This window comes from Parabacteroides sp. CT06 (assembly GCF_002257605.1).
Classification (GTDB): Bacteria; Bacteroidota; Bacteroidia; order Bacteroidales; family Tannerellaceae; genus Parabacteroides; species Parabacteroides distasonis.
Genome location: NZ_CP022754.1, coordinates 1,720,895 through 1,734,128 on the forward strand (window position 1 = coordinate 1,720,895; position 13,234 = coordinate 1,734,128).

Here is a 13,234-nt window from a genome sequence, read left to right on the forward strand (position 1 = left end):
ATCGTTTATTTGTGAGGTGAATGAATCCGGTAAAACAATGCGTATAACGTCGGGGTTACGAATAACGTAAGTAAGGTGGCGAAGGTGAGTCCGAAGATAATAGTCGCCGCCATTCCACCGAACGCTACGTCGAAAAGTAAAGGCACCATTCCTAAAATAGTCGTGGTAGCCGCCATCAAGACCGGGCGAGTCCTTGAGATGGTTGCCTCTATGATCGAGTCGTATGGAGAGATACCGTTACGACGTTGCGTGTTAATCTCGTCTAATAATACGATTACGTTTTTGATAATCATACCCAAGAGCCCCAACCATCCGGCGATCGGGAAAAAGCCGAAATCGAACCCGGTAAGTAACATACCGATCGCTACCCCGATTAAGGAGAGAGGGAGCACGCAAAGGATGATTATCGGTTGACGGAAATTGGAGAATAAAGCGACCAATATAACAACCAACATCAAGAAAGCCAGCGGGAAGAATTTGACAAGGGCTTGCAATCCCTCTGTCTGGTCTTTATATTGTGAATCCCAGAAGAAGCTATATCCTTGGGGCAGGTTCATTTTCTCGATCTCTTCCCGAATCTCACCGTGTACCTCAGACATGGTGTAACCGTTTTTCACGCCACACATCGCTGCCATAGACAATTGCCGGTTGTAGGTCTTGATCTGCGGATATTCCCATGCGGAGGTTACCTGTCGGGTTACTTGTGACAAGGGTGCGGATTTCTCTCCGTTCCACACCGAGAAATCACCTAATGAACGGGGATCGTCGATTCCGCTCTTCTCCGATTTCAATAAGACCGGGACTTTCTTTTCCTCATCCCGGTAAATCCCGATAACCGTACCTTCCTCGATGGATTTGACGGATTCCATCAAATTAGCCTTGGTGATACCTAAGAAACCGGCTTTTACCGGATCATATACCGGGCGTATCATATAGGTCATATTACCCCATTCATTCCGGGCATCGGTTACTTTCGGGTTCCTTCGCATAATGTCGATAGCTACTCCGGTCAAAGAGTCCAATACCGCCGGGTCCGGTCCGAGGAAACGGGCTTCTATCAAGGCTTCCGTAAGCGGGCTTAACTCAAACTTGTTCACCTTGATGAGCGGTTCCGGATATTTTAAGCGAATTGAGTCTTGTAGCAAGGCATGCAATTCCCGGGCCTCTCCGGATGTCTTGCATTTTACCAATAATTGGGCATAGTTTGGTTGGGGACCGAAGCTAACGTTCGATAGATAATAACGGGGCGGTGTCCGTCCGATATAAGTCGAAACCATTTCCGTCTGCGAATATTCTTGGATGGATTCGACCATATCGGTAGCGTATCGATCGGTTTCCTCGATGGCTGTACCTTCCGGTAGCCACATATCTAAAGTGAAATACTGCTTATCGAGCGAGGGCACGAACACTTTCGGGATAAACTGGAAACTCCATGCGGAGATAACCAATAGAACGGATAAGATACCTACTGTAGCGTATCGGTATTTGATGACAAGGCGTAGGGAAGACCGAAAATAATCATAGTATTTTCCAGAGAATAATACCCCTGTTAACTCGTCCGGTCTGGGGCGCCGTACAAACTCTTGGATGAAGAATGGTGTTTGCGTAAGCGCAAACACCCAGCTGAACATCAAGGATACTCCGATCACGATCACTAAGGATGAAAGTAATTCGCCCGTGATATGCGGTGAATAATAAATGGGCAAGAACGTGAGGATCGCGATAGCCGTAGCCGCCAGTAGAGGCAGGGCGGTGGATGAGCAAGCCCTCATGATTGCGATACGTTTGCGCATGCCTCGTTGCATATTTACCAAGGCAGAGTCCGATACTACGATGGCGTTATCTACCAACATACCCATCGCAATGATGATAGCGGCAAGAGACATTCGTTGCAAAGCGATCCCGTTGGCGAACATGACAATTAAAGTGGCGAAGATAGAGAAAACCAATCCGCTACCGATCAAAAGGCCGTTTTTGAAACCGATAAAGAACAATAAGATCGCTACTACGGTCACGACGGAGATGATCAAGTTCAAGATAAATCCTTGGTTGGCCACGGCGGACTCATATCCTTGGTCGTATATGGAGGTGAGCTCAAAACCCTTGGGCATGGTCTCCGAAAATGATTGAATACGCTTTTTCACGGCCTTGGCCATATCGACCACGTTCCCGGTCGGTACGGTAGAGATAGCGATACCGACCGCTTGCTTGTTATTGATGCGCATGAAGTTTTGGGGCGGAGTCTGGTAACTCTCCTCAATACGGGCGATATCGCCTAGCCGGAAATGTTCGCCGGAATGAGATACGATCGTAAGGTTACGGATATCATCCAATGAGTAAAAATTACCGGTGGATTCGATACGTATGCGAGTCTCCCCGTTGCGAATACTCCCGGCGTCTACCATTTTATTCTGTCCGTCGAACGCCCGTTTGATATCAGCTGTCGTAATACCCCGATTGGATAAGATCGTGGGGTTTATCCGGATATCGATTACGGGAGTTTGTATGCCGTAGATCTCTACCTTTGCCACGTCTTTTACTTTCAGTAAATCATCTTTGATCAGTTTGGCTTGATCCTCCAGTTCCCGGTAGGTATAAGATTCTCCGGTCAATCCGTAGAAAACACCCAATACATCGCCAAAATCATCATTGACGATGGAGGTTCCCGCTCCGGAAGGTAATTTGCCTTGTACGTCGTTTACCTTTCGGCGTAGTTTATCCCATAACTGCTGCATCTCGTCGGCCCGGATTTCCTTTTTCACGTAGACCGTGATCTTGGAAAGTCCAGCCCGGTTCTCTGTCTTCAGATAGTATAACTCGCCTAAGGATTGAATGGCTTCTTCCAGCACATCCGTCACTTGGGACTGAACTTCCGAGGGGGAGGCGCCGGGATAAGGGGTAAGTACCAAGGCTTGCTTGATCGTAAACGGGGCATCTTCCAGTTTTCCCATCTTTGCGTAAGAGAACAGCCCCCCTGCCAAGATCAGGACTAGCAGGAGCCATGTAACCGCTTTGTTTTTCAGGAAATATTTGATGAATTTTTGCATCTTACTTATTTTTGGATGGTTACGGTACTATTTTCGGAAAGGAAACGTTGCCTTGTCAATACGACAAGGTCATTTTCCGTGATTCCTTCCACGATCTCTATCTGGTTATTTCTTTGCTCACCGAGTTTGACGGGAACGGAGTTAACCTTGTCTCCTTTAACCACCCATACATAATCTCCTTTTTGGGGGCGGTGACAGATAGCCGTTAAGGGAAGCCATAGATTTTGAGACCGCTCTTCTTTGGGTAGGTCGATCGAGAGGATTCCACTCATTCCACCCAGCCATTCCATATCTGGATTTGGGACAATGGCGGTCAGCAGATAAGAGAGGTTATTGTTTGTCGTACTTTTAGACACATATAAATCGGAAGGGGTGATTGTCCGTTCGGGAGCCGTATCGAAATGGATTTCTATTTGACATAGCTTCTGTTTTTCTTTATCATATAAGTGTAAGGCGACTTCCTCTGGTATATAGGTCTCGATCTTGAGCCTGTCCAGTTCTATGAAGGTAAGGATCGGCTCGGTCGCTTTCACGTCTTGGAAAGGTTCGATATGGATATTTTGGATATATCCGTCGTAAGGGGCGGACAGATGGGTGTCGCTTAAGGCGTTGACGGCGGTCTCGTAATTGGATTTGGCGACAAGGAAATCCGCTTTCGCTCTTTCGTAGTTACTTCCGGAGATGTTATTCTTTTTGTAAAGGGCCTCGATCCGTTTATACTCTTGGTTGGTTTGCGAGTAGAGCGCCTCTGTTTGCTGCTTGCGAATCAAGAAGTCACGGTTATCGATCGAGAGGATTGTGCTGCCTTTGGAGAACGCTTGTCCGGGCCGTAAGTCGAAATTCAAGACGGGGCCATTGATGCGGAAAGAGAGGACTGTCTCATTATAGGGTCTTGATAGAAAGGTGTATTCACGACTTCTGCCGGTCTCTGTCTTTTTTATTGGAGAGATCACCTCGACAGGTAAGTTCGTGCCTTTGGACTTTGTGTTCTTTTGGCATGCCGATAAAAGGATGCCCAGAAGCAGGATATATGAAATTCTTCTCATAAGATATACCTAGTTATTTATTACCGGGCAAAAATAGAGGCAATGGGTGAAGGAATAAGGCGGATTTTTACTGAACCGGAAGATACCGTCGCTCAACTGGAAAATAGACCGGCCCAACCTTAATTTATAACGAGGCGGACGATGGAAGCCTTACACCGTGTATCACTATAGGCAATGCCCACTGCAACGCCTGTGCAGTGACAATTAGAACCGGTGATACGGTGAGTAAGCTTCCGCGGTTCCGCTTTTTTATGTACTTTTGCCGGCAAAAAAGGAGAAAGTAATGACATTGCCTTCAGAAGAACATATATTCCAGTATCCGGGACAAGGGCGGATCGAGGTGATTTGCGGTTCCATGTTTTCCGGTAAGACGGAGGAGCTTATCCGCCGTTTGAAGCGGGCTAAATTCGCCAAGCAGCGGGTGGAGATTTTCAAGCCTGCGATCGATACCCGCTATTCGCAGGATAACGTGGTCTCGCACGATAGTAATTCGATTCCTTCTACTCCGGTGGATTCTTCCTCCAGTATCCTATTGTTCACTTCCGAGATCGATGTGGTGGGGATAGACGAGGCCCAGTTTTTCGACGAGGGATTGGTAAACGTATGCAATCAATTGGCCGCTAACGGTATCCGGGTGATCGTGGCTGGGTTGGACATGGACTATAAGGGAGTTCCTTTCGGTCCTATGCCGGAGCTATGCGCTATCGCTGATGAGGTGACGAAAGTGCATGCCATCTGCGTGAAATGCGGACGTTTGGCTTACGTATCCCATCGTATCGTGGGAAATGATAAACGGGTCTTCTTAGGGGAACAATCCGAATACGAGCCTTTATGCCGGGAATGTTATGCGAAGGCTGAAGGTTTGAAGAATTGATTATTTATCCCTACATTTGTGAAATTAATAGTTTTGCGTTATATAAAGTATGAAAGAAAACGAGATGGTGTTCGGCATTCGTGCCGTGATTGAGGCTATACAGGCTGATAAGGAGGTAGATAAGATCCTTGTGAAAAGGGATTTACAAGGGGATCTATCCAAAGAGTTATTTGAGGTACTGAGAGGCCGTGAGATACCGGTACAACGTGTTCCGGCTGAACGCTTGGATCGTTTGACTCGAAAGAATCATCAGGGGGTGATCGCTTTTATGTCGGCGGTTACCTACCAGAGCTTGGAAGATATCATTCCTTTTGTGTATGAGCAAGGAAAAGATCCTTTCATCGTATTGCTGGATGGGGTTACGGACGTGCGTAATTTCGGCGCTATTGCCCGTACCTGCGAGTGTGCGGGAGTCGATGCGATCGTGATTCCGGCAAAAGGAAGCGTTTCGGTGAACGCCGACGCGATCAAGACCTCTGCCGGCGCCTTGCATGTATTGCCGGTTTGTAAGGAGAAGAGTATCAACCAAGCGATCCGTTTCTTGCAGCAAAGCGGGGTGAAGGTATTTGCCGCCAGCGAGAAAGCGGCGGAGAATTATACGGCGGTGAAGTATGAAGGACCGGTAGCGATCGTGATGGGAGCGGAAGATACGGGTGTGTCTCAGGAGAACTTGCGCATCTGCGATAATATGGTAAAGATTCCGCAATTCGGAACGATCGGCTCCTTGAATGTATCTGTAGCCACTTCTATTTTGGTGTACGAAGTGGTTCGCCAACGTATGAACGAGCAACAATAATAATATGTATATAAACTAAAGAAGAAAATGAAGAAAGTTATCGCTACAAAAAACGCTCCCGCCGCTATCGGTCCGTATAGCCAAGCGGTGCAAGTAGGTAATATGCTGTTCGCTTCCGGACAGCTGGGTATCGATCCTGCTACGGGACTTTTCGTTGAGGGATCCGTAAAGGAACAAACCGCCCAAGCGTTCAAGAATGTTCACGCAATCTTGGCAGAGGCTGGTTATAGCATCAATGATGTCGTAAAAACAACCGTGTTTTTAGCGGATATGGGCGACTTCGCCGTTATGAACGAGGTATACGCCTCTCAATTCGAAGGCGCATTTCCCGCACGTTCAGCGGTAGCCGTTAAGACACTGCCGAAGAATGGTTTGGTAGAGATCGAGGTGATCGCCATGAAAGAATAATCATAAGGAATAACAAGAGTAGTCTCATCGCTTGTCGAGACTACTCTCGTTATCCATCAAGACTACTCCCGTGATACGATGCGATTACTCTCGTAATTCATCGATACAGCTAATCTCAAAAGTCTATTATCTTCTTTTTCTGGGAGCGGGATTCGTACCACCATTCCGACCGAATAATTTCTCAATCAAATCCTTTCGTCCCATCTTTTGCAATACTTGCATGATCTGACGGCGTGACTCGGGTTTATACCAGAAGAAGAACTGGCGTTGTGCCAACTTCTGTTCTTTTGAGCGGGCCGTATATACTTTCTCCAACGTATAAGGATGATATCCAGTATAATACATCTCCGTAGCCAATGTCATCGGCGTAGGCGTGAAGTCTTGTACTTGCTCCAACTGGAAATGCAAGCTCTTGGTGATCACCGCCAGCTCCGCCATATCCGCCTCGGTACATCCCGGATGGCTGGAAATGAAATAGGGGATGAGTTGCTGGTTCAACCCGTATTGCCGGTTTACCTTATCGAATATCTTCTTGAACTGTCCGAATTGCGAGAAAGACGGTTTACGCATTTGTTTCAACACCTCGTCTTGCGTATGCTCCGGGGCCACTTTCAAACGGCCGGATACGTGGCGGGCGATTAATTCCTCGGTATAGGTTTGAGCTGCCTTGTTTAAAGACTCATCCGCATAACGGTGCAATAACAGGTCATAGCGTACGCCGCTTCCGATAAACGACTTCTTGATCCCGGGAAGTCTATCTACCGCTTTGTAGATATCCAGTAGCGGCGTATGGTCCGCGTTCAAGTTCTTGCAAACGACGGGGGAGATGCAAGACGGTTTCTTGCATTTGGCGCAAATCCGCTCATCTTTCCCCTTCATACGGTACATATTGGCGGAAGGGCCTCCCAAATCGCTTAGATATCCCTTGAAATCCGGCATTTCGGTAATCGCTTTCACTTCCTTCAAGATCGATTCCTTGCTTCGGGAGGCGATGAACTTCCCTTGATGCGCCGATATGGTACAGAACGCGCATCCTCCGAAACAACCCCGGTGGATATTCACCGAGAACTTGATCATCTCGAAAGCCGGTATCACTTTCCCTTTATATTTGGGATGCGGCAAGCGGGTGTAGGGAAGGTCGTAGGAGGCATCTATCTCCGCTTCCGTCATTGGAGGGAAGGGAGGATTCACCACAATCACTTGCTTTCCTACCTTTTGCAAGATACGTGAGGCATTGTATTTGTTGGATTCCTCTTCGATATGCCGGAAATTCTTCGCTTGTTTCAATTTATCTTTTAGGCATTCCTCATGCGAGAAGAGCACGATATCGTCGTCTTTCGCATCCTCTTTGTCTGCCAGATAAACCGTTTGGCGGATGTTCTTGATCTCGTTGAAAGGAATGCCGGACTTTAGGCGGCGCACCAATTCCTTGATCGGCTTCTCGCCCATGCCGTAAATCAATAAATCGGCCGGGCTACTGGCAAGGATTCCCGGTAATAGCTTATCTTGCCAATAATCGTAATGCGTAAGCCGGCGTAATGAGGCCTCGATGCTACCCAATACGACGGGGACATCCGGATACAATTCTTTCAGTATTTTAGTATAGACAATGCTCGGATAATCCGGGCGCATTCCCGGACGTTGGTCCGGCGTATAGGCGTCGTCGCTGCGTAATCGCTTATTGGCAGTATAATGGTTGATCATTGAATCCATGGCACCGGCGGATACACCGAAGAAAAGCCGGGGAACGCCCAGCTTCTTGAAATCCCGGTAATCTCCCCGCCAATCCGGTTGCGGTACGATCGCTACCCGTAATCCTTCCGCTTCCAATACACGACCGATCACGGCCGCCCCGAAAGAGGGGTGATCCACATAGGCGTCTCCCGAGAAAAGGATCACGTCGAGGTAATCCCATCCCCGTGCCTCGACTTCTTTCTTCGTCGTGGGCAACCAATTGTCTAGTTTAAATGTTTTCATAATACAAAGGTACGTGATAATCTTGGAATAATCATAGAGACGCTATTCATAACTTTTATTTATGGGGGATTCGTTTTTATGATTAGGACAAGAGTTCTCAATCTCGTATCTTTGTGTCGAAAAGAAAAATAAACATTTAAAAACAAGGTTTCTTATGAAAACACTCACAGACGAGAAGCTGACGATTGTCGGCGCAGCAGGTATGATCGGTTCTAATATGGCACAGACCGCTATTATGATGGGACTAACTTCTAACATTTGTTTGTACGACCCTTACGCACCGGGTTTGGAGGGAGTCGCCGAGGAATTATTCCATTGTGGTTTCGAGGGTGTAAACATCACTTTTACCTCAGACATCAAGGAGGCTTTGACGGGCGCTAAATATATCGTTAACTCCGGTGGTGCCGCAAGAAAGGCAGGTATGACCCGTGAGGATCTCCTAAAAGGAAACGCCGCTATCGCCGAGGAGTTCGGCAAGAACGTAAAGGCTTATTGCCCGGACGTAAAGCATATCGTGGTTATTTTTAACCCGGCGGATATTACCGGTTTGATTACCTTATTGTATTCCGGCTTGAAACCTTCTCAGGTTACGACGTTGGCCGCATTGGATTCAACTCGTTTACGCAGTGAGTTGGCAAAACATTTCGGTATCTCTATGGATCAGGTTGAGAATTGTCGTACGTATGGCGGTCATGGCGAGCAAATGGCTGTTTTCGCCTCTACCGCTAAGGTGGATGGCAAGCCTTTGACGGAACTTATCGGTACGGATGCCTTGACGAAAGATCAATGGGCGGAGATACAAACCAAGGTTACGAAGGGTGGCGCTAACATTATCGCTTTGCGGGGCCGTTCTTCCTTCCAAAGCCCGTCATATGTATCTATCGAGATGATCGCAGCTGCGATGGGTGGTAAACCGTTCCGTTGGCCGGCTGGCGCTTATGTATCAAACGGTAAGTTCGATCATATCATGATGGCTTGGGAGACCTCAATTACGAAAGACGGCGTAGCGTTGAAAGAGGTGCACGGTACACCGGAAGAAGAGGCTGCCTTGGAGAAGAGCTACAAGCACCTTTGCGCTTTACGTGACGAGGTGATCGCTATGGGCGTGCTTCCCGCTATTTCCGAATGGCATAAATTGAATCCGAATATCAAATGATCGAATAACAAGTCATTTAGATTTTCACGGATATATGAAATCCCCGCTTAGATGGCTTCGTGCCGGAAAGCGGGGATTCTTGTTTTATTTTATCTTTAGTCCGGGGATCAGGGGCGTGCTATCTACCAGCTCCAACTCTTGCACCATCTGTAATGTTCCTTGTTTGTATTTCTGGAAATGGGGCGTTTGGATATGGCTTTTATAAGCGTCTTGATCCGCGTAAATCTCTAGGATGGTTACTTTATTTGGATGTTCTTTCTCCGATACGGCATACAGTGTAAGAACACCCGGCTCTAGACGCATGGAAGCCTCGATCTCTTCTTCCAGAAAGGCGTTATAACGCTCCAACTGGGCGGGATCGACCGTGATCTTGGATAGGCGGACTAAGTTCTTCTTTGGGGCGGGCTGAGAGGATTCCTTAATGATTTTCAACGCTTTGATAGCGGAAGGGAAGCCGATATAAGGAAGACATTGTATAACCGCCGCCGTTAAGGTCTCCTTGCTATTGCCGGCCAGTAAGTTCCCTTCGAGATGCGAGTGTAGTTGGCTTTCGGCTTCAAGGGTCGTTAGTATGCAATAAGCCAGTAACTCCCGGGTTTTCAGGTCTAGCCCGTTGCGAGTATAGATATCTCCGAAGCAGAATTCGGTGAGGAATCGCTCTACTTCCGGACCCATATTTCCCGGGACGTTCCTCATGGCCTCTTTGATTCCCTCGCCGTAAAGTCGGCTTTGTATGGCTTGTCCTTTCTCGTGGCGATCTTCTTCCGTAACGGTAGCTTGTCTCTCCAGAGGCAAAGCGATGCCTTGTTGCTTAAAGACTTCGTTGATGGTATTTAAGGCATTCAATGTCTTCGGAAAACCGATGAACGGAGCGCATAGATATATCGCCTCCCGTAGCTCGATGGGAGTGACGCCTACGTTTAGCGCCGCTTTGGCGTGGGCGTTCAGTTGGGGCAAGGTTTGCATCGTGGCTAATACGGTGCAAGTGATAAGCTCCCGGGTCTTTTTATCAAGATCTCCTGTGCGGAATACCTCCCCGAAGATGAATTTCTGGAGAATGTCCATCATTTCCGGATCTGTTCCTTGTCCGGTCAATGCCTCGCCTCCGAATAGCTCGGTGTAATTCTTTTTACAGCGTTCGATTCTGTCCATATTTTGTTCTGTTTTAGAAGTTGGGATATCTTGTGCGAAGGCTGGTATGAAGCCTAGCAGGAAGAGTGCGATTGCTTTTGTTTTCATAAGGATATCATTATTGTTTAACATTACAAAGATATTCGGATTTATCTCAGGCGCATGTATACATATTACGGATCTTTGTATCAAAATTACCGTTCGTAAACGGAGCTGATCCGGATGACAGCCGGGGTTGAGCAAACGAATAAAGCGCCTGCGATTCCCTTGCGGGAGACACAGACGCTTTCGTTCAAATAAATATTCTTATAAAGTACGATCCGGATATAAGGCTTTCCACCATTCCGGCTCGTCTTTCAGCCATTTAGCGAACCATGCGTAGATGGTATTTTGCCAGCCTATACGTTTCTGATAGCCTACGATACCATGATTCTCGCCATCCACCTGCACGAATTCCACGGTTTTCCCTAGTATCTTCAAGGCGGCGAACATTTGGATACTTTCCCCGATGGGTACGTTCGTATCGGCGTTGCCGTGAAGCAACAGGAGCGGGGTCTTGATCTTATCGGCGTTGAACAACGGGCTTTGCTTGGTAAAGAACTCCGGGGCGTTCCAAGGATAAGTGCCGGCATTCGCTACGGAGCAATAGCCATATCCCCAATAACCTTCTCCCCAATAGCTACTCAACGCGCTAATACCGGCATGGCTGATAGCGGCGGCGAAAATGTCCGTACGGGTTTGTAGGTATTGTGTCATGAATCCGCCGTAGCTGGCACCGATGCAACCGATTTTCTTCTCGTTCACGAACGAATGCTCCTTACAGAACAGCTTGGTACCTTGGATGATCTCATCGGCGGTCTTCAGGCCCCATGCGTTTACGTGGCGGGCGGCGAATTCCTGTCCGAAACCTGTCGTTCCGCTAGGGTTTAAGGTGTAGACCACGTATCCGAGGGCGGCGTACATATGCATGGAATAACGCATCTCCAGCGCACGGTTCGTCGGGGAAGTACCGCCATAGTAATAAACGATCATCGGATATTTCTTATTCGGATCGAAATGAGGCGGTAGGTAATAACGACCTTGGATCGTCGTACCGTCATCCGACTTGAAGTTCCAGTCGTGTACCTCGCCTAAGGCGATATCTTTTAATTTATCTTGCGAGAGATCATACACCAAGCGGTTCTTTCCACCTTTCAGGTCGTAAGCGTAAAGGCGGTTGGCGTTGGACGCGCTCTGTCCGTAATAGAAGAGAACCGGAGCGTTGTCGGCCAACGCATACGACATGATAATATCCTCGGAGGCGGCTACTTGCTTGATCTTCCCGTTTGCTGGGTCGCACGTATAGATCCGTTGATAATCCTCATCCTCGCAGAGGATATAGATTTGCCCGTTGAAGCGGTTCCATACGGCATCGATCACGTTCGGATTGAAGTCTTTGGTGAGAGGGGAGGCTTTACGGCTTGCCAGATCGTATAGGAATAACTGCCCGTCGTACGAGTTGGAGATCTGTCCTTGCTTGATATTTCGTCCGATCCCGTCGAAAGCGTCGCCTGCCCCAGCTACCAATAACTGTTTACCGTCGGGCGAGAAGGCGGCTTGGTTTACGTACGGGGCTTTCTCCCAGATCGTATCGATCGCCATGGTCTGCAAATCCAATTTATAAAGGGAGTTGCGGGAGTGCGGCAAGGAGGTGTACACCCGGTCGCTGGTGCTGAACAATAGATAGCGGCTATCAGCGCTGATATCATTGATATAAGTGTCCGTATGCCCGAAAGTAAGTTGCTCGTACAAACCTGTTTTTAAGTCATACCGCCAGATAAAGGAGCGGTCACGGAAACCCGGGATACGGTCTGCCGGCTCTAATACACGGATCAAGTCCGTCCCTTCCTTGGGACCTTCCTCTTCTACGGTATAGAGAAGCGTGGACTCATCGGGGGTGAATACGAACCGCCCTTTCGGAAGGTTCGGGACTAATACCGTTTGTTGGTAGGTAGACGGATCTACGGTTACCAACTCCGTACCGTCCAGACCGGTGCGGGTGTAATACAATCGATTGCTTTTAGGCATCCATTTGGCGGTTGTCAAGAAACCTCCGTCTTGCAATAAGACCCGTCCCGTAGCGGCATCCATCAATTGCCCGTACGATTCGCTCTTGCTCTCCGGGAACCGGTTGACGTATTTTACCAAGGCATACTTTCCGTTCGGGGAGACACTTACGCCTTGGAAATCCTTTCCTTCTAGGATATTCAGAAGGGTGTAGCGTTTCTCCGGGTTCAAGGAAGCTACGACTTTCGCTTCCGCCTCGCTCTTGAAGGTAGCCTTTAGGCTGGGAGGACAAGTGTCTGTTTCCGCTGTCAGGTATTTAACGACTACTTGATAGCGGCGGGGTTCCATCACCAACTCGGAGGAGGCTCCGACCGGTTTATCATTGACGAATACTTCGAACGCCCCGGGACCCGATATATCGAGCGTGCCTTTTACGTACCGGTCGCTGTTCAAGAAGAAAGAGAATAGATGCAGGGCATATCCTTTTCGCGGGGCAGCGAAGGTGATTGCGCCTGCCGTGTCAGCGTCGAGTACCGTGGCGTTCGCAAGCGTTTGCTCGAACGGTAAGGTCGCTTTTAATAGATTCTTCGCCTCGAAAGGCTTGCCATTTACGTTGAGGCTGTCCGCTAGGATCGGCTTGTTGACCGTGAACGGGCCTGCGTGCTGGAATTGCGTTACTTTCACGTCTTCCATGGCGTAAAGCGAAAGGGCGGAAAGAAGCAATGCCGGAATTAAGTTAGTTTTTCTGTCCAT

At 48.3% G+C, this 13,234-nt stretch carries 9 protein-coding genes; 4 read left to right on the plus strand and 5 right to left on the minus strand.

Annotation, left to right across the window (positions count from 1 at the left end; genetic code table 11):
• Positions 1-5: 5 nt before the first annotated feature.
• On the minus strand, positions 6-3,047 hold the full coding sequence (locus CI960_RS07480; protein WP_005857607.1) for an efflux RND transporter permease subunit: 3,042 nt from the start codon (positions 3,045-3,047) through the stop codon (positions 6-8).
• A 5-nt stretch (positions 3,048-3,052) separates the two neighbouring features.
• Positions 3,053-4,093 (minus strand): efflux RND transporter periplasmic adaptor subunit, encoded by a 1,041-nt coding sequence (locus CI960_RS07485; RefSeq protein WP_005857604.1) that lies wholly within the window; start codon positions 4,091-4,093, stop codon positions 3,053-3,055.
• A gap of 283 nt (positions 4,094-4,376) precedes the next feature.
• On the opposite strand from CI960_RS07485, the gene CI960_RS07490 reads away from it, so the two are divergent.
• Genes CI960_RS07490 through CI960_RS07500 form a run of 3 tightly spaced genes read left to right on the plus strand, consistent with a single transcriptional unit; the run spans position 4,377 to position 6,171 of the window.
• Positions 4,377-4,967, plus strand: coding sequence for a thymidine kinase (locus CI960_RS07490; protein WP_005857603.1), 591 nt, complete (start codon positions 4,377-4,379; stop codon positions 4,965-4,967).
• Between the two features lie 49 nt (positions 4,968-5,016).
• A complete protein-coding gene (gene rlmB / locus CI960_RS07495) occupies positions 5,017-5,763 on the plus strand; it encodes a 23S rRNA (guanosine(2251)-2'-O)-methyltransferase RlmB (RefSeq protein ID WP_036628747.1) in 747 nt (248 codons plus the stop codon).
• Between the two features lie 27 nt (positions 5,764-5,790).
• Entirely contained in the window at positions 5,791-6,171 is a 381-nt protein-coding gene (locus CI960_RS07500; protein WP_005857599.1) for a RidA family protein, read from the plus strand.
• Between the two features lie 126 nt (positions 6,172-6,297).
• Here CI960_RS07500 and CI960_RS07505 read toward each other — a convergent pair whose 3' ends face one another.
• Positions 6,298-8,148, minus strand: a complete 1,851-nt coding sequence (locus tag CI960_RS07505) for a YgiQ family radical SAM protein (protein ID WP_005857597.1) — start codon at positions 8,146-8,148, stop codon at positions 6,298-6,300.
• Between the two features lie 154 nt (positions 8,149-8,302).
• On the opposite strand from CI960_RS07505, the gene CI960_RS07510 reads away from it, so the two are divergent.
• Positions 8,303-9,304 (plus strand): malate dehydrogenase, encoded by a 1,002-nt coding sequence (locus CI960_RS07510; protein ID WP_005857595.1) that lies wholly within the window; start codon positions 8,303-8,305, stop codon positions 9,302-9,304.
• Positions 9,305-9,388: 84 nt separating this feature from the next.
• On the opposite strand, the gene CI960_RS07515 is transcribed toward CI960_RS07510, so the two are convergent.
• Together CI960_RS07515 and CI960_RS07520 are read right to left on the minus strand one after the other, a co-directional pair.
• Positions 9,389-10,543 (minus strand): carboxymuconolactone decarboxylase family protein, encoded by a 1,155-nt coding sequence (locus CI960_RS07515; protein ID WP_005857592.1) that lies wholly within the window; start codon positions 10,541-10,543, stop codon positions 9,389-9,391.
• A gap of 198 nt (positions 10,544-10,741) precedes the next feature.
• On the minus strand, positions 10,742-13,234 hold the full coding sequence (locus CI960_RS07520; RefSeq protein ID WP_005857590.1) for a prolyl oligopeptidase family serine peptidase: 2,493 nt from the start codon (positions 13,232-13,234) through the stop codon (positions 10,742-10,744).